Here is a 26,876-nt window from a genome sequence, read left to right as displayed (position 1 = left end):
ATGATAACTAAATTACAGTTCAAGGAGTAGAGCAATGACTATTTTTCTAATGGTTTTGAAAAAATTAATCAAGGAACAATTGAGCCCTCTCAGTGCAAGCTTAGATAGCAAGTCTAAAACTTATGGCCATAATAAAATACTTTCTAAAGAACAAAAAGATCTCATAGATGAATTATCTGATGAAATAGTCAAATACGAAAGCACCGGGTCCGACGAAGTAAGTGTTAAAGCCATTACTCAATTGATTACAGAGTACCGTTCACGTGTCCAACTAAAAAGAGAATCCCATGGAGAACCTAAAGATACAGGTGATACTATTTCCTGTCTTAATAACTTAGTTTTTCATACCAGCGCATTTTATGAAAAACTAAAAGTATTCAAAGAATCAGGTGCCTATGATTTTTTGTTAATTGATCAAGATTTTAAGAATAATCCAGCACATATAGTCTATCAGCATGCGGTGTATTATTTTGGTGAAGAAATTTTTTGTCCCTTATCAGGTATTGATCTAAAGCTTCGGGCAGAAAAAGAAGAAAAGCTGGGTGTAAGACTTCAGTCTCTATTTGAAATAATAAAACCCTCTCATAACCTCGAAGAACAAAAAAAACGAACCCTTCAAGTTTTACGAGACTTAGCCGAAGACAATAAAAAAACGGTAAAAAAAGATAAGGCCAATTATACATTGCCTTTCTTCTCATTTTATGGAGTACATTTAACATTACCCTCAGATTGGTTTTCTCCCAGCGAAGGTCGCTTAGGGGAACAACTCAATTTGGCCATTAGAAAAATTAATGAGCTGACAACAGATACATTTGAAGCATCACCTGAAGCAGTTGTTAAGCCAAAAGAATTCGTTTAGTTTAAATGTTAGGAGTAAAACCCGGGAACAAACCTGGGTTTTACTTTCTTAAACCTTAAGTTACTCGTGATGGTAGAAATTTTACTTAGACAGCTTTTTTTAACTTAGAGGAGACATAAAAACAATTGATTATGAAGTCAATTCACCACAAAGATCTCTTTCCATTAACCTTTTTATTTCTCCAATTTCCAATCGTTTGCTAAGCAAATAAAGTAACTTGCAATGTGCTGCCTCAGGAGTCATATCATGGCCGCTAATGAGACCTGCTTCTTTTAAAGAGTGTCCTGTAGCATAGTGACTCATTTCTACTCCCCCTTGTTGGCATTGGGTACAGTTAATGATGATTACACCCCGGGCACAAGCTTCTTTGAGCAATTTTAAAAAACGAGGATCGTTATTTTGAGCATTACCCGCACCATAGGTCTCCAAAATCAAACCGCATATGGACTGATTTAAAATATAAGCCAAAACGTCGGTGGCAAATCCTGGGAATAATCTGAAGTTCGCAATAAATTGCGGCTCAATCGTTTGTAAATTAAATGGCTGCTGCGGCCGTTTGAGCAAAAGGTTTTTATGTACCTTAATATCTATTCCTATAGCTGCTAAATGGGGGTAATTTGGTGAATCGAAGGCCTTAAATCCTTGCGAACTTATTTTCTGTGTTCGATTTCCACGTACTAAATGCTGATTAAAGTAAATGCATACTTCATGGATGGGTTGATTGGCACAAAGCCACAATGAAGTTACCACATTATCTATAGCATCATTCCGTACTTCGGATAAAGGAATTTGAGATCCAGTAATAAGTACGGGTTTTCCTAAATTTTCTAACATAAAAGATAACGCCGAGGCAGTATAGGCCATGGTATCCGTACCATGAAATACTACAAAACCATCAAAATTCGGGTAATCATCGGCAATGTCTCGAGCGATTCGATTCCAATCATGAACGGTCATATTGGATGAATCAAGTAAAGGATGGTATTCCTTTATCGAATACTCAGGCATGTCTGGATGCATCAATAAGGGAATTTGTTGCAATGCAGCTTCCACATAACCCGGGGCAGGCTCATAACCATTTTTTGTTTTAATACTGCTAATCGTGCCGCCCGTATTAATGATGAGGATTCTTTTTTTCATAGGTTTGTAAATTGGAAGACTTGTTCCAATTATATAACTAAATAATCGTAAATGATGTAGTACTTTTATTGTAGCTACTTGATTTCCCTTTAGCTGGGCATTGTTAAACCGATTGGAAAAAACCTATTATTTAGAAATTGATATCACAGTTTTTATTGAGTACTTACCTTTTTTCAATAATAATTACATATTTAATTGCCAAGCTCTTGCAGTTTATGGAAAAATCGAGCTATTAGCGGTTTAATCTAAACAGTGACATCATGGTGATTGATCGTGCCGGTTATCGGTTGAATGTAGGTATTATCCTTGTCAACGCACAGAATAGGGTTTTTTGGGGTAGAAGGACTGGTCATGATGCTTGGCAATTTCCGCAAGGTGGCTTGGCGGCCGGCGAAACTTCATTAGAAGCAATGTTTCGGGAATTGCATGAGGAAGTAGGTTTGGATAAGGAAGATGTTGAGGTCATTGGGTCTACCAAACGTTGGCTTAAGTATAGACTTCCCAAACAATATCTACGTCATGGCAGTGAGCCTTTAGTGATAGGACAAAAACAGAAATGGTATTTGTTAAAGCTCGTAGCCAGTGAGCAAAAGGTCAAACTGGATCTCAGTGATTCACCAGAATTTGACAGCTGGCGTTGGGTAGATTTTCATGAGCCAGAAGGACAAGTTATCTTTTTTAAACGCCAAGTTTACATGCAGGCCTTGAAAGAGTTAGAACCTTTATTGAAAAAGAGTCGTCGTACAACTTACGGTATTAAACGAAAGAAAAGATCGTAGGTCACGTGGGATATAAAAATCTTACTGAACGGTTGAATTTGAGTACAGGTTGAACGAAAATCGCTTCGAAAAAGGAGCCTAAATCGTTATGTAAGTATTTCGAAGCGATTTTCGTTCAAGATGTGCCAAATGCGGCCATTTCGGTAACCATTTATAAAAGAGGTAATCATAGGCATAGATGCTCAAAGTACTTAAACGGATAGTTCAAGAAGTCACTGCAGCCAAACAGCTCTCCGAAGCTCTTGGCATTCTGGTGCAACAAATTAATAAAGCCATTAATGCAGAGGCCGCTTCCGTTTACCTCATCGATACCAAACACGCCGAATATGTTCTTATTGCAACCGAAGGTTTAAACAAGCAAGCTCCATTCCGAATTCGTATTGCATTTGATAGTGGACTTGTAGGTCTGGTCGGACGACGGGAAGAACCTATCAATATAGAAGATGCCCCGGCTCATCCTGATTTTTATCATAATCCCTTATTGGGTGAAGAACATCTCAAGGCATTTTTAGGTGTGCCTATTATTCAACATAGAAAGCTCTATGGCGTACTCATTGTTCAACAAACAGAACAACGTTACTTCGATGATACGGAGGAATCTTTTTTAATTACCTTAGCTGCTCAACTGGGCGGGATTATCGCTCATGCCGAAGCCACAGGCGAATTGGCTGAGTTAACCCAGCCTAAACCTCTAGGCGTTACCAAAAAAGTTGACTTAAGCACTGCAGCTCTTGCCGGAATTGGTTCTGTACCAGGGATTGGGATAGGCACCGCTGTGGTTGTCTATCCGCAAGCAGATATCGATGCAGTTCCCCAAAATCCTGTCGAGACTTTGGATGAAGAAATTAATGCGTTTTATGAGGCACTGGAATCCACTAGAGACGACATGCATCGTTTAAGCAGACGTATGAAATCCGTTGTTGCAGAAGATGAGCATGCATTGTTTGATGTGTACTTACGTATCCTTGATAAAGACAGTTTGGGCATTGAAGTAGAACAGGTAATTCGTAAAGAAAAAATTGGCGCTCAGGCTGCCTTGGCAACGGTGATTAAAAAACACATTGCCCAATTTGAAAGCATGGAGGATTCATATCTTCGTGAACGGGCGAGTGATTTTCGTGATTTAGGACGACGTGTTTTAGCCGCATTACAATGGTCGCAACAAGAAGAAATTGTTTATCCCAAAAGAACGGTTCTCGTAGGTGAGGAAGTAACCGCCGCTGCCTTAGCAGAAGTTCCAGAAGGATATCTGGCGGGGGTAATATCTGCCAAGGGTTCCAACAACTCTCATGTCGCTATTTTAGCACGTGCGTTGGGCGTTCCCACGGTTATGGGTGTTCGTGGTTTAAAATTGGATTTGATTTCTCGCAAAGCCATTGTTGTGGATGGATATTATGGGCAAGTTTATATATCACCCTCGAAATCAGTACTTGCAGAATTCAAATTACTGGAACAAGAAGAGCAAGCATTAACGCAAAGCTTGGTGAGCTTGCGAGATAAACCTGCAGAAACGGTTGATAATTATAAAGTATCGTTGCAAGTGAATACAGGCTTGGCAATGGATGCAGGCTTATCCATGAGTGTCGGTGCCGAAGGAGTTGGTCTGTACCGTTCAGAAGTTCCATTTATGAGCCGGGATCATTTCCCTTCAGAAGATGAACAAACTATTATTTATCGACAAACTCTAAAGGCTTTTGCTCCCCGTCCAGTGACCATGCGTACTTTGGATATTGGTGGTGATAAAGTACTTCCCTACTTTCCTGTAGAAGAAGATAATCCCTATTTAGGATGGCGAGGTATTCGCGTTACCCTAGATCATCCTGATGTGTTCTTGATGCAAATTCGGGCGATGATGCGAGCAAGTGAAGAATTGAATAACTTGCGAATTATGTTACCTATGGTTACTAATCTAAGCGAAGTTGAAGAAGCTTCTTATCTTATTGATCAAGCATATACTGAATTATTGGAAGAAGGGTGTGTTATTGAAAAACCCAAGTTAGGTGTCATGATCGAAGTCCCTGCAGCCGCCTATTTGGCTCGCGAAATCGCCAAGAGAGTTGATTTTATTTCCGTGGGTAGTAATGACTTGACGCAGTATTTCCTCGCTGTAGATAGAAATAATGCGCGAGTTGCAGGTCTTTATGATTCGATGCATCCCGCCGCCATGCTGCGTGTTTTACTGAAGGTTGTTGAAGGAGGTCATGCAGCGGGAGTTGAGGTCAGTATTTGTGGAGAAATGGCCAGTGATCCTTTGTCAGTTATTTTGTTAATCGCCATGGGCTTTGATACGTTAAGTATGAACTCGTCGAGCTTACCGCGAGTAAAATGGGTTATTCGTAATTTCGCCATTGCCAATGCTCGTAAGATTCTAGCCGAAGTACTGGAATTTGAACATCCGGCCCAAATACGTTTTCATTTACAAAAAGCCCTAGAAGACGAAGGATTGGGAGGCCTGATTAGGGCCGGAAAATCTTTATGAATACGAATTTGCTTGAATCGTGTAATCTGGTTGCAAGGTAACGTGCGTGTTATAACCAAGGAATTTAAATAGATATGTTCACTTTTCCTTATATAAATCCTGTAGCATTTTCAATAGGCCCGTTACAAGTGCATTGGTACGGATTAATGTATTTAATTGGCTTTGTGAGCGGCTGGTTATTGGCTCACTGGCGAGCGAAGCATTACAAACTGGATTGGACGTCTGAACAAATCAGTGATGTGATTTTTTACGCAGCCCTTGGTGTCATTATTGGCGGACGCATTGGCTATATGCTTTTTTATAATTTCACGGAACTGGTGCATAATCCATTGGCCTTATTTAAAATCTGGCAAGGAGGAATGTCCTTTCATGGGGGCTTAATAGGGGTGGCGGTTGCACTCTGGCTCTTTTCTCGCAAAAGTGGCAAATCCTTCCTGGAGATTGGTGATTTTATTGCTCCGTTAGTTCCTATTGGTTTAGGCGCTGGACGAATTGGTAACTTTATTAACGGTGAATTATGGGGTCGAGTCACTGACATGCCTTGGGGGATAGTATATACCCATGTTGATAATCAACCTCGCCATCCTTCAGAATTGTATGAATTTGGTTTGGAGGGAATTGGTTTGTTCCTTCTTGTTTGGATTTATGCGCGTAAACCTCGTCCTGTAGGGCGAGTTTCTGCTATTTTTTTAATAGGATACGCCATTTGTCGTATCATTGCTGAGTTTTTCCGACAACCTGATCCGCAGCTCGGCTATCTTGTCTTCGGATGGGTGACTATGGGACAAATTTTATCTATTCCCATGTTATTACTGGGATTTTGGTTATGGTGGATTAAACGATGAAAACTTATTTAAACTTGTTAGAACACATTCTACAGCACGGCAATCAAAAGACAGATCGCACCGGCACAGGGACTCTATCGGTCTTTGGTTATCAAATGAGATTTGATTTACGCCAAGGATTTCCTTTAGTCACTACTAAAAAATTACATATGCGCAGTATTGTGCATGAGTTACTCTGGTTTTTAAAAGGGGATACGAACATCTCTTACTTAAACGAAAACGGAGTTACTATTTGGGACGAATGGGCAGATAGCAATGGTGAATTGGGACCTATTTATGGAAAACAATGGCGAAATTGGCCAACACCCGATGGGCGAACTATTGATCAACTCAGTGATGTCATCCAACAAATAAAAACCAATCCTGATTCACGTCGCTTGTTGGTTAGTGCGTGGAATGTTGGAGAGCTGGATCAAATGGCTTTAATGCCTTGTCATGCCCTATTCCAATTTTATGTAGCGAATAAAACTCTTTCCTGCCAGTTGTATCAACGCTCTGCTGATGTATTTTTGGGAGTACCGTTTAATATTGCCTCTTATTCATTGCTTACTCATATGGTTGCTCAGCAGTGCAATCTCAATGTAGGTGATTTTATCTGGACTGGCGGCGATTGCCATTTGTACCTAAATCATTTAGAACAAGCACGCACTCAATTAACCCGCGATCCTTTGCCCCTACCTACCTTAAATATCAAACGCACGCCGCAATCATTATTTGACTATGTTTATGATGATTTCGAATTCGTAAATTATCAATCTCATCCTGCGATCAAAGCACCGATTGCAGTTTAATCCATTTAGAAATGGCATAGCAGTAGTAACTACTACAAAAATAGGTTCCTGCCGTCGGTGAATGATAATGATTTTTAACCTCTTCGCAGAGATATCAAATTCATTGCTAAATGGCAGGGAGGTTTTTCCTAGCTTACTTAGTTTCAAATAGTCGACGGATTTCATCGGGTAACGCTACGGATTTATTTTTCGTATAATCCACCCAAACAATCTTGCAGCTTCCTTGCGCCATCTTGACTTCATCCTGATACAGCTCATGCTCCATAACCATACTAGAATTTCCGAGACTGTGGATTTTGGAGCACAACGTTACTGTCGCAGGATAAATTACCGGCTTTAAAAAGGTACATGCTACGTGGATCACTACCGGGCCAGTTTGTTCAGACATACTGATATTGAGCTGTCTTAACCATTCAATACGTGCTTCTTGAAAATAATCAAAATAGCGGGCGTTATTTACATGGCCTAATGCATCCATATCTCCCCAAGCTATGGAAAAAACTTTTTTATGTACTTCAAGGTTCAGGTCGGTCATTCTATCTCCATTATGATAAATCTATAGGGTCCACATCCACATTCCAACGCACACCATTACCTAATTTATTACCTGATAACCATTCACGCAATTGCGTTAAGGCATTTTTCAGGATTTTTCTGGAGGAAGACTTCAGTAGTAATTGCATGCGGTATTGGTTTGCTTTGCGAGGCATAGGAGCAGGTGCCGGTCCCATAACGGTAATTGAAGATACCAAGATTTGCTCTTTCGCCGCATGCAAAAATTTTAAAACGCTTGCTGATACTTTTCCTTGCGCCCTAATTACAGCCAAATAGTGATAAGGAGGCAGTTGCGCTTGTTCGCGGGTAACTAATAAGGCATCTGCAAATGAATCATACCCTTGTTGAATCAACACATTAAGGAGTGGATGATTGGGTAAGTGGGTTTGAATCAACACTTGACCCGCTTGCTCTTCTCGACCTGCCCGCCCCGAAACTTGTATTAACAATTGCCCTAAATGTTCCAGCGCCCGAAAATCTTGATTATAAAGTCCTGCATCTGCATCGGCTACCACTACTAAAGAAAGACGTGGAAAATGGTGACCTTTTGCTAACATTTGGGTGCCAACAATCAACTGTGCCTTGCCATTATGAATTTTGTCTAAATGCTCATCCAAGGAATTTTTTTTTCGCACTGCATCCCGATCAATTCGCACAACCTCTGTATTTGGAAAATATGCACTTAAAAACTCATGAATCCGTTGCGTACCGGTGCCCACCGGAATTAATTCCGTACTTTGGCAATTACGGCAACGATCCGGAGTTTTTTGGTTTAATCCACAATGATGACAAATCATCTTTCCTAACTGTTTATGCAGTGTGAGATGAGTGTCACAAGCACGACAATCCACCATCCAGCCACATTGGTGACATAACAGTACTGGGGAAAAACCTCGTCGATTAATAAATACCAATACCTGATTTTTTTTGAGTAAATGTTCCTTAATGACGTGCAAGGTTGGAGTTGCCAAACCATGTTGAAGTGTTTGTGAACGCAGATCAATCAATTGATAATGTAACGGAGTTGTGGAACATGCTTTGTGGGTCAAGCGGAGTAAAGTGTATTTTTTTTGTATTACATTGTACATACTTTCTAAGCTAGGAGTCGCTGATCCTAAAATAATAGGTATATTTGTTAAATGGGCGCGCATTAATGCCGTATCTCGAGCAGAGTAGCGCACTCCTTCCATTTGCTTTAAAGATGCATCATGCTCTTCATCAATTACAATTAACCCTAGATTAGGCATCGGTGTAAAAATTGCGGCTCGGGTTCCTATCACTATCTTCACTTTGTCTTCTTTTGCTAATTGCCAAGCCACTTGTCGTTCTGATTCGTTCAGGTTGGAATGAATCACTGCAACAGCTTGCTTAAAACGTGAGGTAAAACGCGTCACTAATTGTGGCGTTAATCCGATCTCGGGTACCAAAATTAAGACTTGTTTTTGTTCCGCAAGTACTTGGGCAATGACCTGTAAATAAACTTCTGTTTTGCCGCTTCCTGTGACCCCTTGTAATAAAAAACACTGGTATTGAGACAGTGCTTCAGTAATAGCATCTACCGCAGCAGATTGCTCCGAATTAAGTATTAAGGGCGGAGATGAGAAAGTATCTGCTTTTTCTGGCAGTACAATTTGTTGGGATAAAGAAATGATCTTCGCAGCAAGTAAGCTACAAAGTTGAGTGGAACTAAATCCTTTTGCAGTCAAACAATTTTTGGCAACAGGTTCTTTTTGGGTACTCAAGAAATCAACCAGCTCCAATTGTTTGCGAGCACGCGCCGGAATAAGCATTTTGGCTTCTTCCAATGGTAATGCCAATTGATAAAAATCCCCCATAGGTAATTGGCTGGGTTGTCCTAAGCGATATTTTTTAGGTAATGCCAGTGGGACTACTTCAGACAAGGGCGACTGATAATAATTGGCAATCCAAGAACATAACGCTAAGGTAGCTTTATCAATTAATGGTTGGTTATCAATAACGGTACTGATGCTTTTTAATGAGGAAATATCGTCCAAGGATTCATGAATCCCCACTACTAAACCTAAACGCATCTGTTTGCGAAAAGGAATCCAAACTCGCGCGCCAATGCAGGGAGTAAGTCCATCAACAACATAATCAAAAAAATCTCGATGCGTATGGGGAATACAGACTTGATAAATAGTAGTCATTTTTGGTACAGAGGGTTGTGTCGTAGAAATCCCAAGATCAAGACGCCCCCTCAAATCCAAGGGTACCTCAGCAGGCATGGATGAACGAGCGATGTCGATAATATTATCTTGCTCGTTTTTATTCATGCGCTCTTTGCCATTGATGATTGGCTGATTGTCCTGGAGCTGAAAAAACCTTGACCACAACATTCTCAATTCGATGTCGATCTAACTCTGCTTTATCTTTAATCAGTTCTTCTACAAACCAACGAGATAACTCTTCTACCGTAATATTTGTGACTGGTAATAAAGTCACATCCTCTTTCAGAAAGGGAATTTTCTTATGATTAAAGGTAAAGTAATAATATTCATCATCCTCAGCATATTCCAGAAAAGGAGAGAATTGCGGCATTAGAAAAGTTTGATTCAAATGACGACACAATTTATGGATGCGCTCTTTGTAATAGCGATAGTCAAAAGTCATCCCATTTTCTTCAACCCAAGTCGTGAGTGCCAAATAAACCCCATACATATGGCCATGTAACGGCTCTCTTTCAGTTGCAGAAAAAATGGTCGTATGACCAGCAGAAAATTTCATGGACTCTTTTTGTAATTCCACGGTTGTCAGATATCTTTTTATGTTCATAAACTCACTCGTTTATCATTTAATAGAAATCCGTTTAAGGAAATTTCCACATCTTTACTTAAAGCAATTACTTTAAATAACTCTCCCATTTCACTGGGGAGAGTTAGTTGCTTTATCGCTTGTTTTGCTTTTACTAGGTCTATTTCATCATCCAAAGTATTAATTAAGCTTAGCAAACCGTTGGCCAGCAAAAAAGAGGCTTGATTGGTAAAACCTGCGATATGAAAACCCGCTTGTTGTCCCGCTTCTGCAACATGTGTAAAATCTACATGTGCGGTAATATCCTGCTCTCCTGGATTCACCAACGGATCCGGATGACTTTGGTGTTGATAATGACACATTAAAGTGCCTTGATTACGATCGGGATGATAATACTCATGACGAGGAAATCCATAATCAATCAAAAATACCACGCCTTGTTTTAACATTTGATAATTATTTAAGATCCAATCATCGATAAAAAGATTTACCTCCGAAAGATAAGGAGTTTTTGGCAGGGATAATCGATTATGAATGTAATCCAGCAAACGTTGATTCTGGCAGGGTTTAAATAGCTCTATTAATTGGTGCTGTTCATTCAAAGCAACATAACTTTCCATAATGCCGTGTTCCGTTTTCATAAAGCGATGAACTGGCATCGCATCTAGAACTTCGTTTGCCAAAATCACACCATTAAAAGGAACTTCTGGCCAATGATCAAGCCAAGTAACTAAATGAGCAAGATGAGGAATTTTTTGGGCAATCAGTTCCCGCTGACGCTGTTGTAAATTAGCACTGACCTCCAAAATATAATAAGCTTCTGGCAAAGCATTTTGTTCTGCCAGATGTTCTAATATAGCAACACAAAGAGCGCCAGAACCGGCACCAAATTCGAATAACATCGGCGATTCAAGTTGCATTAATACCTGCTGGCACTGATTCGCTAGCGTTTTACCAAATAAGGGAGTCAATTCGGGAGCTGTAATAAAGTCCCCCTGCTTCCCTAATTTTTGTAATCCGGAACTATAATATCCCTCTCCAGGAGCGTACAATGCAAGTTGCATGAACTCTACGAAGGGAATAGCCTGGCGTTCGGCCAGTAGCGCGTGTATGGTGTTTATTATACTCATAATTACTTTAAAAAATTTAACTGGCAAAACCGAGGCAATTTTGATCCTCCGTCCCGCGGTTCCGTGGAGACCTAGGCATAAAGTGAGGAAGCTTCGTTTTACCGAGGATAATCGAGAATAGGAACATACATTGAATCCGACAAACAAACAAGAAGTGAAAGTTGCTTTAATCACTGGTGGAGCGCGCCGAACCGGTGCAGCGATAGTCAAAAAACTTCATTCAGCAGGGTATAAAGTTCTAATCCATTGCCATGAATCATTAACAGAGGCTCATGCCTTAGCAGCGGGTTTAAATGAACAACGTCCCTATAGTGCGTATGTTTTACAAAGGGAATTAAATGAACCCGGCGCAGCAGAAGAAATAATGAGTACTGTTCAAGATTGGGCTGGACGTTTGGATTTATTAGTTAACAATGCTTCAGTATTCCTCCGCACTGAATTTACAGCCTTTTCTGAAATAGATTGGCACGCTCTTTTTAACATTCATGTTAAGGCTCCTTTTTTACTTAGTCTCGCAGCCCGTCCTTTATTGGCAAAAGAATCTGGAGCCATTATCAATGTAAGCGACACTCACGCAGAAAAACCATTAAAAGGATATTCTGTATATTGCCAGAGTAAAGCCGCTTTGGAAATGCAGACAAAAAGCTTGGCACGTGAATTTGCGCCTGAAATTAGGGTCAATGCCGTTGCGCCAGGGGCTATTATTTGGCCTGAGCATTCCAATACCTTAACTCAAGAAACACAAGAAAAAATTATTGCGAAAATTCCGTTAAAAAAACAAGGGAATCCTGAATATATTGCCCAAGCAATTTTAGCCTTAGCCGAAAATCCCTACATCACCGGACAAATACTCAAGGTGGATGGGGGGAGAAGCTTGCTTGGATAATTTATTAATACCTAATTGATTAATCAATTCACTTATTGAATAATTGGGTAAAAACAACAAGGATGATAAATAATTCATGAAGAACATAGCCACTTTTATACTTTGTACTCTGGGTGTTGGAATAGCTCAAGCAGGGACAATGGGTCCTGTATGCAGTCCTGATAATGTAACGGTTCCTTGTCCATGCAATGCTTGGGATGTGGGTATTAGCGCTTTATATTTACAACCCAACACCAATTCCGCACTACTTAATCCAATTTTAAATCCAATCAGCAACGCCTCGCATACCGTTGATTCTTCTTGGGACTGGGGTTTTTTACTGGAAGGAAGCTACCATTTTAATACAGGAAATGATCTCAATGTTAATTGGCTGCATTTCAATCCGGATAACTCTGATTATTTTTCATTTTTTTCTGGAGATGAATTTAATCCAGTTACTACCTTCACCGATTTAAAATTCGATACTAAGTTTGATGCCGTTAATTTAGAATTTGCACAAACCAGTCATTTCGGCAAAAAGAAAACCATCCGTTTTTATGCTGGTGGACAATACGTCAATGCCCGGATCACACGTTCAGACAATCAGTTTGAAAAACTACCCTCTGACCCTACGCCACATCTAATACAAAGATCCGTCGCCTACACTAAATTCCAAGGTGCCGGTCCTCGGGTAGGAGTAGATATGTCTCGGGATATGAAATATGGTTTCGCATTATTTGCTCAAAGTGCTATGACCCTGTTAACTGGACAAGGTAAAGCCAGCTTATCTGGAGCAAACTTAAGCGGTATTGCCTTTCCCTTTAGCGCTCAGGCTAAACAAACTCGGCTTGTTCCCGAGCTGGAAGCTAAATTAGGTGCCAGCTATCAATTTGCAGTAGGAAATGGACAGCTTAGCTTAATGGGCGGTTGGATGTGGCAGCATTATTTACATATGTTTCTTCTACCTCCTGGCGGAAACAGTAACCCTGCAACCACCGTAACCCAGCATGATTTCTCCTTAGATGGTCCTTTTATCAAAGGAAAATGGGTTTCAGGATGTTAACTATTTATGATGTGTGATGTTCGATGAAATACAGGGTGCCACTGGCTTTGTTGAGTCAAGAAAACAATGTTCACAAGTCGGTAGGCGTCCTGTTTTTTTTGTTGATCACTGCAGCGTTTCTGTTTAAAGGCACCAGTGACTATTCCATTTTAATAATCAGTTATGGTGTTATTGTTACTTCTACACTTAGCTATTGTTGGTCTCTAAAGTCAATTCAATATACCCAATTAACTTTTTTACTGGGAATTTGGCTGGTTTGGACAACTCTACCTCCATTAGTAGGCCTGGTTCCACGCACTGCCCTTTTTGGTATCTTTCAGTGCTCCATGTGGATATTTGGTTTTATTTTATTTAATAGAGATTCTCTAGCGGATTGGTTATGGAAGAATTTACTCAAGCTGCTTTGGATATTAGGTCTTATTTGTGCAGGTTACGCTCTAATTCAATTATTCGCAAAAAATGCAATGCCTGTTGGTATTTTTGCGAGCAAGAATACCGCTGCCGCTTTTTTAATGATGATTGATCTCTTATTAATAGGTAATTTTTTTACTCTAGAAATAAGGCAATTTAAATCATCAGACACCATAAAAAAAATCATTATCCTAACCAGTATTTATATCATCACCCTAGCCTTATTGGCTGCTTTAAGCCGTGGTGTTATCTTATGTTTTATTTGCTTTGCAACCCTAGAAATCGTTTTATGCCGTCAGGATCTAAAACTTAGAAGTATGTATCAATTATCAGGGATTTTAGTTTTGGCATTGGCCACCTTATGCCTCTTTGCTCAATCCGCAATACAACATCGTCTTGACTTACTCGCTCATGAGAAATCCCGGCTTATTATCTGGAACGGTGCTTGGCAATTATGGCAAAAAACTCCATGGTATGGTTTAGGAATTTTTAATTTTAAACAGTATTATCCTGCCTTCAGCTTGCCCGGTGATGGTTCTAATCTCGAATATGCTCACAATGATTTTTTACAATTACTTGTTGAAACTGGAATTCCAGGAATTGTTATTCTGCTGGGAATTATCATGACGGTGCTTATCTATTTAAAACACTATTTAAACCACCCGAGTAAAAACTCTGTTACCCATATCCAAGGCATAGCCTGCTTTAGTGCATTAGGGGCTTTAGTATGTCATAGCTTTATTGATTTTAATTTTTATGTATTTCCTATGAACCTCCTCATGGGATGCTGCTTAGGGTATTTGCATTATTTTCTTAGGAAGGAAGGTGGAGTTAAAGTTTATTCATTCTCACTTAAAAATATTTGGATCCTGCGTAGTGGAGTCATTGTATTTCTATTAGTGATCAGCTCTTATTTTTTTCGTTTTTTAATTCTCGAACATTATATCAAGAATACTGAAGCAGCAATTCAAGCCAAACATTTTAACGAAGCGATTGCGTCTAGTAATCATGCGCTAAACTTATTTCCTTTTGTTGAAATTCAAAGCCTTAAAATTGACGCAAGTTTACAACTAATCCAACAAGCAACCTCAGTTCAAGAACGTCATTCTTGGATAAAAAAAACTGAATTTGCGATTAAACAAGCAATTGCAATGAACCCCTACTTTGCACGTCCTTATTTTCAAATGGGATTGTTACAAAGTTTAGAGCGTGATGATGTTCAAAAAGCAAAAGCCTATTTTAGTAAGGCTATAAAAAATGATCCTCATTTTTGTTTAGCGCGACTTACTTTTGCTCGATTTTTAATAGAGAAACATGAATTAGACCTTGCTCAAGAGGTTTTGGAAACTGGCCTTCAATATCCCATTTCTCCAGAATATATTGAGCTTTATTTAAATTATCTTGCCAAGCTTCGTTTTGCTAATGGAAATCAGGAAGGAGCGCAAAAAGCGGCTCAGCGGTTGGAGCATCTTAAGCTTTATAATCAAGATTACAGTGATTTAATTTAACCTACTTAATAACGTTCTGAGAATCGAATTATACCCAAGATTGCAAAAAGCTATAAATCCTATCCAAAGAATCCAATTTATAAAAACGATTTATGGCGGATTCATCAAATAATTTGCCAAAATAATAACGCACTAGGGACTTACTTTGTAGAACAGCCTTATACTCATCTTCCAGTGCTGCCAATCCCTGTAAGTGCGTCATAAACAAACTGATCTTTTCCCCTAAACTGATAGGAATAATTTGCTGTTTTAATAACTCTTGATAAAGCCAGGGTTTACCACTGCCAGCACGCGAGATCATATAAGCATCGCAATTACTTAATTCTATTGCCCTATGCAAACTATGGATATTATTAATATCTCCATTAGCAATGACCGGAATAGCGATGCTTTGTTTTATTATTGCGATTTGGTGTAAATCAGATGCTACATCATAATCATCCACCCAACGCCTACCGTGTACGATTAGAGCATCCGCTCCCGCTTCTTCAATTTTTTTTGCCAGCAGAACATCTTTTACATCCCCTTGAATGCGGATTTTTATAGTTAAGGGAACAGTAATCGCGGCACGAACTTTTTTGATAATACGCACTAAGTGTTCCGGATCTTCGAGTAAAGCACTTCCCGCACCTTTTTTACGAATTTTAGGTTTTGGACAACCACAATTGATGTCGATAATATTCGCACCATTTAGTTGGAGGTATTGTCCTGCCTGCGCCAATATAGAAGGTTCAGTGCCTGCAATTTGATATGCAAGAATCTCTTCTTGTGGAGCCCGATAAATATAACGTGAAATAGCTTTATGTTTAAAAAGAATATCCGTTGCAGAACTCATCTCAGCCACACAATACGCTGGGGCCTGATAATGATTAAACAATGTTCGAAATGGTGCACAGCTATAACCCGCTAAAGGGCCTTGGATTAATCGATTGGATAATGTCAGAGAGCCTATTTTCCAGGAACTGTTAATAAAAGCGTGCATCAATTTAATTCATAGATATAATGAGGGCCAATTTTAACATACTTTAAAACCAGAAAAAGCAGTTGAATGCCGCTGTATAAGCTAAAGCAACTCAAATCGAATAGGAAAATTCCTTTATGGACAAACGTTATTTATCCCCATTGGAAATGCTCAATATCGCAACCCAACATGCCTACGCTGCCGATTATCTCTTGCAGCGAATCACCGATTGGACCTTTAGACAAACTGATCCACTTACAGTATTAACTCCTGTTACTTCTTTGATGTATCAAGCTTTTGTGCTGACATTAAAGGCATATTGTTTGCACGAACATCGCCCAATTAAAGAACATAAAAAACTAATGGAATTGGTCGAATTAAATAGCCATTTAGGATTTTCACATCAAGAACGCGTTGTATTGAAAACTCTCGAAAAAGAACAGGTTTTCCTTAAAGGAGCGGATTATGATCTATGGGAGAACCAACAACAATTTCAGGTTTTTTGTGAAGAGATCCTTTCTCTATATCAAAAGCTGCAAACACTGATGCCTTTGGAACTCCATCCGGATTATCAACAATAATAGAGTCTCAAGGGGAAGTGCAACAGACCTGAATAATGACATCGCCTTTCCCAAGCTACAAATTTTAGCTTACTTCACCCCAAGTATGATTAACGATTGAACAAAATGCGCTGCAGCACTTGGCAGCGAATACAATTCACGCTAGGATAAGTTTTTTTATTTAACTCTATTCGATGTTATTTAGATTAAGGTAGAAACTATGGAGCAAGTAGAAGACAGTAAGAGTGGAAATGCTGTACAACGTCAAATACTACAGTTAAGTAATCACTTAAATTCGCAAATTTTAGGCCAGAATGGATTAATTTCACGTTTGCTCATTGCCTTACTTGCAGATGGCCATTTATTAGTTGAAGGAGCTCCAGGATTAGCAAAAACCCGCGCAGTTAAAGCACTTTCTGATGGTGTGGAAGGAAATTTTCATCGTATCCAGTTTACACCCGATTTATTGCCCGGAGATTTAACTGGTACCGACGTATACCATCCACAAAATGGTTCTTTTGTGTTTCAACCTGGCCCTATATTCCATCATTTGCTTTTGGCCGATGAAATCAACCGTGCCCCAGCTAAGGTTCAATCCGCACTCCTTGAAGCAATGGCAGAACGCCAAGTTACTATAGGAGGTAAAACTTATCCTTTGCCGGAGTTATTTCTAGTCATGGCAACACAAAATCCAATTGAGCAGGAAGGAACTTATCCTTTACCGGAAGCACAACTGGACCGGTTTTTAATGTATGTAAAAATTAGTTATCCTGATGCCAAAATAGAGCATGATATTTTAGCTCTCTCTCGCAAAGAAGCTTTAGGGGCTGTTATGGCCACTAAACCCGTTACCACTGAAAAGCTATCACAAAAAACATTATTTGAAGCGCGTAAACAGGTACTGAATGTTCATACCAGCGAAGCATTAGAAAATTATCTAGTCCAATTAGTAGTTGCAACTCGTAATCCTGGCGTATACAGCGAAGAACTGGGTCGTTGGTTACGTTTTGGTGCAAGTCCCCGAGCTACGATTGCTTTAGATCGTTGTTCGAAAGCTCATGCCTGGCTTTGTGGGAGAGATTATGTTACTCCAGATGATATTCACGTGATTGCCCATGATGTATTAAGGCATCGCATCCTATTAAGCTTTGAAGCTGAAGCAGAAGGAATTAATAGCGACGATTTTATTGACTCCTTATTACGTTTAGTCGCTGTTCCTTAAAAAGTAGTTTGGGCCTTTGGCTTAACAAATAATAGCCTTGAATCGGATGAATTCAGTCCCCATCTAAAGCGACATATGAGATAGACGAGGTTTTTATGGCTAATGGCGTTATTGCAGAATTAAATGAATTAATTGGCTTAAGACGATATGTCCAATCCATGCATTATCGACCTGAAGGTAAAGCGATACAATCAGGAAATCATTTATCCAAATTACGTGGCCGCGGCATGGATTTCGCCGAAGTAAGAAACTATCAGGCAGGCGATGAAATACGTCATATGGAATGGCGCGTTACTGCACGCACGGGTAAACCTCACATTAAAATTTATCAGGAAGAACGAGAAAGACCGGTGGTGATTCTCGCGGATTTTAATCCTTCTATGATTTTTGGTACGCGCATCGCATTTAAATCCGTTATTGCTGCCCGACTGGCAGCACTTCTTGCTTGGACCGTCATCAAAGAAGGCGATAGAGTAGGAGGCGTATTTTTCTCAGCTACAGATCACAGTGAGTTTACTCCTCGCAGTAGGGATATGGGCGTACTGCCCTTATTAGCATCCCTAAGTCAATATACCGATCAGACAGAAGAACAACGTGAAGCCCAACCCAGACAGCTTAGCGATGCATTGGTTCGCTTACATCGGGTGGTGAGACCGGGTAGTATCCTGGTTTTGATCAGTGATTTCTATTCTATGGACCGTGAGTGCGAAAAACATCTAAATCGATTACGTTACCATAATGACATCCTGGCCTATCATATTTGTGACCAAGTTGAGCTTTCTCCACCCAAACCCCAGCAATATGCCATAACCAATGGGCGACAAGAGCTCATCCTTGATACGAGCTTGCGCTCGGTGAGTACCGCATATGAACAGTATTGTCAGCAACGTATAGAGCACTTGCAAACTCAATTGCGACGCTTACATATTCAGTATGTACAGGTTACATCCGATATTGATTTAGCTCCCCTCGTACGGCAAACATTTCCCAGGAGGTCCCGTGGTTAATAACGATCCTCTGGCGCAATTAAAAGATATTCATCTCCCTCCTCCAATAGGTTGGTGGCCTATGGCTCCTGGGTGGTATATTTTGATTGGGTTAAGCTTATTTTTAGCAATGATCCTCGCTTACGTTATATATAAAAAACATCTTAATGCTCTCGCTAAAAAACAAGCTTTGCTTTTATTAAATAACTATCAGCATCAATATGATCAGGAACAAAATGGAGCCGTGGCCAGTGCCCATATTTCAGAATTACTACGCCGCGTCGCCCTGGTCTATTATCCAAGAGAACAAGTAGCTAGTTTACATGGAGAAGAATGGCTTAAATTTTTAAATGAAACGAGCAAAGATGTTGATTTCTATTTGGTAAAGGATTTACTCCTTGATGCTCCTTTTAAAACACAAGAAATTATGGATCTTAAACCATTATTCAATGCAGCACAGCTTTGGATTAAACAAAGGGGAGTGCCATGTTCGAATTAGCTAACCCTTGGGTTTTAATCCTCATACCTTTACCTTTGATCTTCTGGTTTTTAATGCCAAGAGCCAAAGTACAATTGCCTACGGCATTGAAGGTACCTTTCTTTGCTGACATGGTTCGCATTGCAGATCTAGAAAAACGTTCTGTTTCGGCTCAATATTTATTGCTCACCCCCGCGATAATATGGTTATTATTGGTGGTTGCTTTAGCAGGTCCTCGCTGGATTGGTCCTCCCAAACCTATCTCACGTGAGGGTTTTAACATTATGATGGCTTTAGATTTGTCTGGAAGTATGGAAATTCCCGATATGCTCTTACGCGGACGTCCAGTGAGCCGTTTAAGTGTTGTAAAAAGTGCTGCTGAACAATTTGTACAAGACCGTACGGGTGATAAAATTGGTTTAATCCTCTTTGGGACCCGAGCTTATTTACAAACACCTCTTACTTATGATCGACATACCATTCTCTTACGGCTCGAAGATGCTACTGCAGGGCTTGCAGGTAAAACAACATCTATTGGTGACGCCGTGGGTCTTGCTGTAAAACGGTTCAATAATGTTCCCAAAAAGGGAAGGATCCTTATTTTATTGACGGACGGAGCAAACAATTCTGGTGTACTTGCTCCGTTAAAAGCGGCTGAATTGGCTAAAGAAGAGGGCATCAAAATCTATACAATAGGCTTAGGGTCTGAAGCAGATTCAAGAGCCATTATCGGTGACTTTATGATGCAAAATGCCTCCGCAGATCTCGATGAAGAAACCTTAAAAAAAATGGCCGACATGACTGATGGCCGGTATTTTCGTGCTACCGATACGGAAACATTAAATTCAATTTATAAAACAATTAATCAGTTGGAAACTATCAATCAGGAACAAGCCACAGTTCGTCCCCAAAAAGAATATTATCCTTGGTTTGTCGGCCTCGCGTTATTACTTTGTTTCTCTTGGCTACTGAGAACAGCAGATTTGAGCTTAAGCATACGAGCTACAATGACCGATCGGGAGGCTTTAAAGTCATGATTGCAACGTTTCATTTTTTAAGACCTTGGTGGCTGTTAATGATTTTACCTCTGCTGGGATTGATTTGGATTTTATGGCGGCAAAAACCAAAACTCCATGCTTGGTCGGAAGTATGCGATCAACATTTGTTGAGTCATCTTCTGCAAAAAACAGGAAAAGGACAACGTATGGGTTCCATGCTCTGTTTGTTTTTAAGTATTTTGTTTATGATTTTTAGTATTGCCGGTCCTGCTTGGTATAGATTGCCGGCAGCAACCTATAAACCAATACAGCCAAGAGTCCTGGTTTTAGATATGTCTGATAATATGATGGCTAATGACTTAACACCTAATCGTCTAAGTCGTGCTAAATTTAAATTGCATGATTTATTTGCCCACAAAGATGTAGGTCAATTTGGGCTTGTGGTCTTTACCAGTGAACCCTTTGTTGTCTCTCCGCTGACTGATGATGGGCATACTATTTCATCCTTACTTTCTTCATTAACTCCAGATATTTTGCCAGTAACTGGACAAAACCTTGATAGCGCCTTGAATGAAGCCAGTAAGCTCATCAAACAAGCGGGTTACAACCAAGGACAAATTTTGGTGTTAACAGCAGATGCACCTTCCGGTGCCTCAATAGCCTTAGCCGGAAAATTAGCTGAATCAGGAATTTATTCATCTATTATGCCCGTCAAAGCGGATAAGAATTTAAACCCACTTTTTCAGCAATTTGCCGATGCAGGTAGTGGACAACTAGTCAAATATGCGTCCGATTCAAGCGATTTGGATCAATGGCTGAAATCCAGTAATACTAATGAGTTTGCTCTTAGTGAAGAAAAAGATGTTCCTCTTTGGCGTGATGAAGGGCGTTGGTTTTTAATACCAGCGATGCTGTTACTCTTGCCTGTGTTTCGACGTGGTTGGATACAGAGGGTAGCTATATGATCCGTTTCTTTATTTTTTTATTCATTTCATTTTTGTCATATGCTACCCATGCCTTTAGTTGGCAAGACTTATGGTCCACACCGGATCAACAAGGTCGAGAGTTGATGAAAAAAAATCAATTTAAACAAGCTAAGGAAACATTTACACGCAGCGATTGGACCGCGGCTGCAGCCTATCGTGCAGGCGATTATCAAAAAGCAGCCGAGCTGTATCAAGATTTAAACAATGAACAAGGATATTATAATCAAGGCAACGCTTTGGCCCATATGGGACAATATGAAGAAGCAATAAAAGCCTATGATAAGGCGTTAGCAATCAATGCAGCAAATCAAGATGCCATTTATAATAAAAAGTTGCTTGAAGACCTTTTGAAAAAAGATAAAGAAAAAAAACAAAATCAAGATCAACAAAACAAAGATCAGCAAAATAAAGATCAACAGAATAAAGATCAACAAAACCAAGATCAACAAAATAAAGATCAACAAAACAAAGATCAGCAAAACAAAGATCAACAAAACAAAGATCAACAAAACAAAGAGCAGCAAAACAAAGAGCAACAAAATAAAGATCAACAAAACAAAGAGCAGCAAAACAAAGATCAGCAAAACAAAGATCAACAAAACAAAGAGCAGCAAAACAAAGAGCAGCAAAACAAAGAGCAACAAAACAAAGAGCAACAAAACAAAGATCAACAAAACAAAGATCAACAAAACAAAGAGCAGCAAAACAAAGAGCAGCAAAACAAAGAGCAGCAAAACAAAGAGCAGCAAAACAAAGAGCAACAAAATAGTGAAGCACAATCTGAAACAGAACGAGAAAAACAACAAGCTAAAGAACAATGGTTGCGTTTGATTCCTGATGATCCTGGCGGATTGATGCGAGAAAAATTTTTACGTGACCATTTAAGAAGAGAACGCGGGTGGTATCAATGAAGAAAATAATAATTATTGGGTTCTTTTGTTTATTCAGTGCATTAGTCAATGCTGAAGTACAGGTGCAAGTTGATCCTTCCCAAATAAGCATTGATGATTCATTCAGATTAATTCTAACTCAAGATGATTTACAAAATGGAGGCATCCCGGACCTGACCCCACTTCAAAAGAATTTTATGATTGTGGGCACCGAACGTCGGATGAATTATTCGATTATTAATGGTCAGGCCCAATCCTCTAGTGAATGGACTATAACTTTAAAGCCCCAAAAAGAAGGTAAGCTAACAATTCCGGCAATAAGAATTGGCAAGGACTATACAAAACCTATGACCATTGAAGTCACCACGGGGACTGCATCGCAAAATACACCTAGAGACGATTCTGCTGGTCACAACAATCAGAATCTTTATTTAACCACTGAGGTAGACCATAAAAAACCCTATTTGAATCAGCAAATTATTTATAAAGTTACTTTATACAATTCAAAGCATCTATTAGATGCAAATTATCAAGGCCCCCAAGTAGAAAATGCTCTGCTTATTCCTTTAGGTGAGGGAAAACGATCTCAGATTCAAAAAAATAATGTGACTTATCTGGTTGAGGAGCAAAATTATGCTATTTTTCCACAAAAGAGTGGCACTTTAAAAATTAAATCTCCCGTATTTACTGCATTAATTTATGATTTTAATCCCGAACGCGTTAAAGCTCAGGACAAAACCATTAACATTGACGTACAACCCATCCCTAAAGAGTTTTCAGGCAAAACATGGTTGCCAGCCAAACAAGTTAAGTTAATGGAACAATATGAAAACGCAGAGAAAACCATAGCTCAAGGCAATACCTTAATTCGTACCGTTACTCTTGAAGGGGTTGGAATTCCTGCTCAACTTTTACCTTCGCTCAATTTTCCAGAAACCGATGGAGTGAATGTTTATCCGGAGAAGGGGAACGATAAAAACCGGGTTACCTACGGTGAATTGATTGGTCGCACAGAAATCAAAGTCACCTATTTATTTAATAAAGCAGGAAAAATAACGATTCCAGAATTAAAACTCCCTTGGTTTAATACCGAAACCGGAAAAGAAGAAATTGCCACTTTACCGGCAAAAACCTTCGAAGTTACTCCTTCGAACACAGCAAATATAACCCAACCTCTTATCCCTAAAAATCAACCTGTCACTCAATCCACCACGACAGTGAGCGAATCTATCACTTCCTCAACAAAATTTAATTGGGCTTGGATAGTAGCAGCACTTTTTGGTTTGGCGTGGCTCGTTACTTTAGCCTTATGGGGATGGCAAAGACGCCATAAAAATACTGGGAGTGGTCAATACAAAACTGCTTTAAATAATCTCCATAAAGCGTGTAGGCAAGCCAATCCACAAAAAGCACGCGATGCCTTATTAAAGTGGGCCAATCTTTACTGGCCCGATGCACCTATATTAAATTTAACTGATTTAACACGTCTCACGACCGACGCAACCTTCAGAAAACAAGTGCAAATTCTTTCCCAAGTTTTATATAAAAACAAAGAAAAAACCTTGTGGCGAGGCGAGGAGTTGTGGCGCAGTGTTGAGCAACTAAAAAAACATAATCGGAATAAAAAAGAACCTGAAGATGCCCTACCGCCAATGAATCCATTATGATTTTATTAATAGGCAAAGCCAAAGTCCGAAAAATGAAAATAAAAAAAACCTGGAATTTTTTGCGAACCCCAGGCGTTGATCATAAGGCAGCGATTAGGTGATATCTAATCGAGTTAAAAAGAACAATGCTTTTTACTGCATTGATGGATGTTCATCATCTTCTTGAAGCTCCTCATCAATCTTTTTCTTTTTAGGGGTGCTAATTTCTAAAGTAGATGATGATTTAGGCCTTACTTCAGATTTTTTGGGTGTCCCAATAATTGGAAAATCAGCGACAATTTGTTCTAATCGTTTTGCATCTTTTCTTATTTTATCCATATCCTGCTGCACCTTCATAGACGAAGTTTCAAGCAAATCGTCTTCTACTTCTTTATCATCACTGTCTTTTTTAGTGATTTCTGGCGTTTTGTTACGACTATTAACCATTTTTCCCGCAAGGAACTTAAATAAAGGATAAGTAATTCGTCCAACAATATAAATCGCCGCCAAAGACATGGCGACAGCAAAAATTGGAAATCCTGCAGGAGGGAATACCAAACTGACTATGGCACCAATTAATGCCAGTGAAGTGAAGGCCACCCCGGCTGTTTTATCCCAAGTAGCTAGAGAACCCAGCTTTGCTAATTTTCCTTTACCCAACTCCTGATCATCATATAATTTTTGTAACACGTCTAATTGTTCCTTTATTTCATGTCGTTTCGTTTTGTAGTTATCTTCTATGAGTTTAAGGTTCTCTCTTTGTCCGGCAATTTTTGCCTTTTTTTCTTCAGCTTCTAATTGCTCTAAGTCATCAATTAAGTGAGCTATATGACTTTTTTTATTATCAATATCTTTTTCTATTTGTGCTAACTTATCTTGTATCTCGTACCGTTTATAATAAAGCTTGGCAAGCGTGACCACACTTAAACCCAAGGCAGCGATTGAAATAATTAAAGCAATAATAGGAGCTGATGGGGGAAAGGCAATTGCAGTTATTGCAAGACCTAAAAGTACTGCCGAATATAAAAACCGGGCATTACGTGACAAGGTTATCGGTGATTCTTGATTCGCTATATAGGCTGCAATATAAATAGCTGGAATCCGGATAAAATCAAAGGCAGCATTCACTATTCTAATGATTAGGAAAGCATTACCTGCTGCATCTGAAGCATGGGTTAAATGGCCTTTAATTTGGACCATACTTGTAATGGCACTCCCAGCTTCCTCTACAGAGTCCATAAAACTGTTAAATAATGGAAGCGTTTTCCATATAGATTGGACAATTGATTTTTGAGGCGCTTTTTTCCCTTTCATGAGTTTTAATCTTTTTCTTAAATGCGTTATCGAAAAATCTTCGAGCTCAATTTCATTTTCATCGAAAAACATGGCTTTCCTCATAAAAATTATCTCTCTATCCATAGTATAACAACTTATTATGATTTAAATATGAACAAAGTGGGGTTGCGTCAAAACAAGTTCGAGAAGTCTTTCCCGTTCTAAATTAGAAAATCGGTCATCGATATTTTTGCTAAAAATTAATTTTGCTTTGACATCTTCATTCCTGCATCCACTTCCTTATAGAGAGAGAGGGGTTTTAAATGTTCCCCTTTCAAGTATTTTTGTACGAAAGGTTGTTCCTCAGCCCAAGCAAAATACTCCTCCAAAGGAATAAAATTACTAGGTACCCGTGTTCCTTCTGTATAAGGCAGAGGCCGCAAGAAATCGGCTACTTGGGTAAGATTATTAACAACACCTTTATCATGAAGAAAACGAATTAATTGATAAAAATGCAATGAATCCGGTTTATAGTGGCCACTGCTGTTACTAATCATCGCCACCATCCCATCTTTAACCAACCACATTCCGGCACAACGCACCTTACGACCATTAAAAAGTGACGAGTGATGGTAAATTCCAGCCTTATGGGGATGGACATGGAATAAATTGTCATTATATTTATCCCAAACAAAAGCCGCACCGCCAAATGCCATTCCTCTTTTATAAGAAATGTTTTTTAATCGGATTGTGTTTAGTGTAGGCCATTCCGCTAAGGAGTCTTTGGGAATAATTTTTAATTTTTCATCCTCTATCTGGACTTGGACTTTATCTCGTAATTCGTAATCTACTGAAGTTATCTTTGTTTTATAAGACTCTCGCCAATTGTCACTTATACCTTCTAATGCGGTTGTTAAGGGATGCTCCTCCAGCCACAAAAAAAAGGGAGGTGGATCTGTTTCTCTAGCCCATTCATAAAATGCAGTATTCATCGGATATTCGGCACGGTTTAAACCTTTTTCAATATCACTATAATTAAATTCAATTGTTCGATGAGCTGGATCTAAGCGCTCAATCAAAGTTGAACCAAAAAGACTTAATAAATGGTTTTCTCCATGTGTTTTTTCTCGTTCCTTAATGGTTTCCAACATCGCATTTTTGGATAGATGACGCGGTTTAGCCTCTTTATAATGATTTTTTAATTTCTCTAGATAGATTGTTTTATTTTCCGCCAGTTTTTGAATAGTACGCAATGGTTCTACTGCTTTGGGTAGATTCATTAATTGAGTGCTCATCTCATTTATCTGAGAAAGTAATTCCATTCTTTTATCAAAGAACTCTATTTTTGTTTTTGGAATGGAATGATATTCTTTCAATAATTGGGTAATAGCTAGAAGACTAGTAGTCACCTCAGCTGGAGTTAATCCGCTAGTTTCACATAATTTTTCCCAATCTTTGAGACTCGGGACATCGCGCCACATAAGATAAACCACAAGAAGTATAATTATTATGATAATAGGTCATTTTTTGATCAATTAACAATTTTTAGGGTTTAAATGAACTAAAATTTATGCCTGAAACCTCCCCAATGAATAAATTTGTAAACTTAAGCGATTATATGAGCTTGATAATGATGAACTATTCGTCAATAAACTGATGCATTCACCAGGACCAATC

The 26,876-nt window shown here is 39.2% G+C and carries 24 protein-coding genes; 16 read left to right on the top strand and 8 right to left on the bottom strand.

Features of this window, described 5'->3' with window-relative positions:
* The first annotated feature begins 34 nt into the window (after positions 1-34).
* Positions 35-859, top strand: a complete 825-nt coding sequence (locus HBNCFIEN_RS00635; RefSeq protein WP_182392240.1) for a hypothetical protein — start codon at positions 35-37, stop codon at positions 857-859.
* A gap of 129 nt (positions 860-988) precedes the next feature.
* Here HBNCFIEN_RS00635 and ansA read toward each other — a convergent pair whose 3' ends face one another.
* Complete coding sequence (ansA, locus tag HBNCFIEN_RS00630) at positions 989-1,999, bottom strand: asparaginase (RefSeq protein ID WP_182392239.1); 1,011 nt, start codon at positions 1,997-1,999, stop codon at positions 989-991.
* Between the two features lie 263 nt (positions 2,000-2,262).
* Between ansA and HBNCFIEN_RS00625 the strand changes: the two genes are divergently transcribed.
* The 4 genes from HBNCFIEN_RS00625 to thyA all read left to right on the top strand — a co-directional run bounded on the left by HBNCFIEN_RS00625 (position 2,263) and on the right by thyA (position 6,893).
* Positions 2,263-2,778, top strand: a complete 516-nt coding sequence (locus HBNCFIEN_RS00625; protein WP_370530129.1) for an RNA pyrophosphohydrolase — start codon at positions 2,263-2,265, stop codon at positions 2,776-2,778.
* Positions 2,779-2,956: 178 nt separating this feature from the next.
* Complete coding sequence (ptsP, locus tag HBNCFIEN_RS00620) at positions 2,957-5,257, top strand: phosphoenolpyruvate--protein phosphotransferase (RefSeq protein ID WP_182392237.1); 2,301 nt, start codon at positions 2,957-2,959, stop codon at positions 5,255-5,257.
* A gap of 74 nt (positions 5,258-5,331) precedes the next feature.
* Positions 5,332-6,102, top strand: a complete 771-nt coding sequence (gene lgt / locus HBNCFIEN_RS00615; protein ID WP_182392236.1) for a prolipoprotein diacylglyceryl transferase — start codon at positions 5,332-5,334, stop codon at positions 6,100-6,102.
* The gene (gene thyA, locus HBNCFIEN_RS00610; protein WP_182392235.1) at positions 6,099-6,893 is read left to right on the top strand and encodes a thymidylate synthase; all 795 of its coding nucleotides are present in this window, start codon (positions 6,099-6,101) and stop codon (positions 6,891-6,893) included. The genes lgt and thyA overlap by 4 nt, the downstream gene beginning before the upstream one ends.
* Positions 6,894-7,026: 133 nt before the next feature.
* On the opposite strand, the gene HBNCFIEN_RS00605 is transcribed toward thyA, so the two are convergent.
* From HBNCFIEN_RS00605 to HBNCFIEN_RS00590, 4 genes are all read right to left on the bottom strand, one after another.
* Complete coding sequence (locus tag HBNCFIEN_RS00605) at positions 7,027-7,428, bottom strand: thioesterase family protein (RefSeq protein ID WP_182392234.1); 402 nt, start codon at positions 7,426-7,428, stop codon at positions 7,027-7,029.
* A 10-nt stretch (positions 7,429-7,438) separates the two neighbouring features.
* Positions 7,439-9,616 (bottom strand): primosomal protein N', encoded by a 2,178-nt coding sequence (locus HBNCFIEN_RS00600; RefSeq protein ID WP_182393572.1) that lies wholly within the window; start codon positions 9,614-9,616, stop codon positions 7,439-7,441.
* A 118-nt stretch (positions 9,617-9,734) separates the two neighbouring features.
* Positions 9,735-10,241, bottom strand: a complete 507-nt coding sequence (locus tag HBNCFIEN_RS00595) for a 6-carboxytetrahydropterin synthase (RefSeq protein ID WP_182392233.1) — start codon at positions 10,239-10,241, stop codon at positions 9,735-9,737.
* Positions 10,238-11,350 (bottom strand): class I SAM-dependent methyltransferase, encoded by a 1,113-nt coding sequence (locus tag HBNCFIEN_RS00590; protein WP_182392232.1) that lies wholly within the window; start codon positions 11,348-11,350, stop codon positions 10,238-10,240. Before HBNCFIEN_RS00590 ends, HBNCFIEN_RS00595 begins: the two co-directional genes overlap by 4 nt.
* Before the next feature lie 130 nt (positions 11,351-11,480).
* On the opposite strand from HBNCFIEN_RS00590, the gene HBNCFIEN_RS00585 reads away from it, so the two are divergent.
* The 3 genes from HBNCFIEN_RS00585 (at position 11,481) to HBNCFIEN_RS00575 (ending at position 15,197) form a co-directional block, all read left to right on the top strand.
* Positions 11,481-12,236 carry a pteridine reductase gene (locus HBNCFIEN_RS00585; protein ID WP_182392231.1) on the top strand — a complete coding sequence of 252 codons (756 nt, stop codon included), beginning with the start codon at positions 11,481-11,483 and terminating at the stop codon, positions 12,234-12,236.
* Between the two features lie 76 nt (positions 12,237-12,312).
* A complete protein-coding gene (locus HBNCFIEN_RS00580) occupies positions 12,313-13,278 on the top strand; it encodes an Lpg1974 family pore-forming outer membrane protein (protein WP_182392230.1) in 966 nt (321 codons plus the stop codon).
* Positions 13,279-13,301: 23 nt separating this feature from the next.
* Positions 13,302-15,197, top strand: coding sequence for an O-antigen ligase family protein (locus HBNCFIEN_RS00575; RefSeq protein WP_255464284.1), 1,896 nt, complete (start codon positions 13,302-13,304; stop codon positions 15,195-15,197).
* A 28-nt stretch (positions 15,198-15,225) separates the two neighbouring features.
* Here the strand turns inward: HBNCFIEN_RS00575 and HBNCFIEN_RS00570 are convergent, their stop codons facing one another.
* Entirely contained in the window at positions 15,226-16,179 is a 954-nt protein-coding gene (locus tag HBNCFIEN_RS00570) for a tRNA-dihydrouridine synthase (RefSeq protein WP_182392229.1), read from the bottom strand.
* A gap of 116 nt (positions 16,180-16,295) precedes the next feature.
* On the opposite strand from HBNCFIEN_RS00570, the gene HBNCFIEN_RS00565 reads away from it, so the two are divergent.
* The 8 genes from HBNCFIEN_RS00565 to HBNCFIEN_RS00530 all read left to right on the top strand — a co-directional run bounded on the left by HBNCFIEN_RS00565 (position 16,296) and on the right by HBNCFIEN_RS00530 (position 23,945).
* Positions 16,296-16,739 (top strand): hypothetical protein, encoded by a 444-nt coding sequence (locus tag HBNCFIEN_RS00565; protein WP_182392228.1) that lies wholly within the window; start codon positions 16,296-16,298, stop codon positions 16,737-16,739.
* Between the two features lie 199 nt (positions 16,740-16,938).
* The gene (locus tag HBNCFIEN_RS00560; RefSeq protein WP_182392227.1) at positions 16,939-17,940 is read left to right on the top strand and encodes a MoxR family ATPase; all 1,002 of its coding nucleotides are present in this window, start codon (positions 16,939-16,941) and stop codon (positions 17,938-17,940) included.
* A 95-nt stretch (positions 17,941-18,035) separates the two neighbouring features.
* Positions 18,036-18,947: a DUF58 domain-containing protein gene (locus tag HBNCFIEN_RS00555; RefSeq protein WP_182392226.1), complete on the top strand. Its 912-nt coding sequence runs from the start codon at positions 18,036-18,038 to the stop codon at positions 18,945-18,947.
* Positions 18,940-19,425, top strand: a complete 486-nt coding sequence (locus HBNCFIEN_RS00550) for a DUF4381 domain-containing protein (RefSeq protein ID WP_182392225.1) — start codon at positions 18,940-18,942, stop codon at positions 19,423-19,425. Before HBNCFIEN_RS00555 ends, HBNCFIEN_RS00550 begins: the two co-directional genes overlap by 8 nt.
* Entirely contained in the window at positions 19,413-20,441 is a 1,029-nt protein-coding gene (locus HBNCFIEN_RS00545; RefSeq protein ID WP_182392224.1) for a VWA domain-containing protein, read from the top strand. The genes HBNCFIEN_RS00550 and HBNCFIEN_RS00545 overlap by 13 nt, the downstream gene beginning before the upstream one ends.
* Positions 20,438-21,367 carry a VWA domain-containing protein gene (locus HBNCFIEN_RS00540; protein ID WP_182392223.1) on the top strand — a complete coding sequence of 310 codons (930 nt, stop codon included), beginning with the start codon at positions 20,438-20,440 and terminating at the stop codon, positions 21,365-21,367. Before HBNCFIEN_RS00545 ends, HBNCFIEN_RS00540 begins: the two co-directional genes overlap by 4 nt.
* The gene (locus tag HBNCFIEN_RS00535) at positions 21,364-22,299 is read left to right on the top strand and encodes a tetratricopeptide repeat protein (RefSeq protein WP_182392222.1); all 936 of its coding nucleotides are present in this window, start codon (positions 21,364-21,366) and stop codon (positions 22,297-22,299) included. Before HBNCFIEN_RS00540 ends, HBNCFIEN_RS00535 begins: the two co-directional genes overlap by 4 nt.
* On the top strand, positions 22,296-23,945 hold the full coding sequence (locus HBNCFIEN_RS00530) for a protein BatD (RefSeq protein ID WP_182392221.1): 1,650 nt from the start codon (positions 22,296-22,298) through the stop codon (positions 23,943-23,945). Before HBNCFIEN_RS00535 ends, HBNCFIEN_RS00530 begins: the two co-directional genes overlap by 4 nt.
* A 132-nt stretch (positions 23,946-24,077) precedes the next feature.
* Here the strand turns inward: HBNCFIEN_RS00530 and HBNCFIEN_RS00525 are convergent, their stop codons facing one another.
* Together HBNCFIEN_RS00525 and HBNCFIEN_RS00520 are read right to left on the bottom strand one after the other, a co-directional pair.
* On the bottom strand, positions 24,078-25,310 hold the full coding sequence (locus HBNCFIEN_RS00525; RefSeq protein WP_182392220.1) for a hypothetical protein: 1,233 nt from the start codon (positions 25,308-25,310) through the stop codon (positions 24,078-24,080).
* Between the two features lie 149 nt (positions 25,311-25,459).
* Positions 25,460-26,680: a hypothetical protein gene (locus HBNCFIEN_RS00520; RefSeq protein WP_182392219.1), complete on the bottom strand. Its 1,221-nt coding sequence runs from the start codon at positions 26,678-26,680 to the stop codon at positions 25,460-25,462.
* Between the last annotated feature and the right edge of the window lie 196 nt (positions 26,681-26,876).

The organism is Legionella sp. PC997 (genome assembly GCF_014109825.1).
Taxonomy (GTDB): Bacteria; Pseudomonadota; Gammaproteobacteria; order Legionellales; family Legionellaceae; genus Legionella.
Note: the sequence above shows the minus strand (reverse complement) of the source record. Positions and strands in the feature narration are given on the sequence as shown.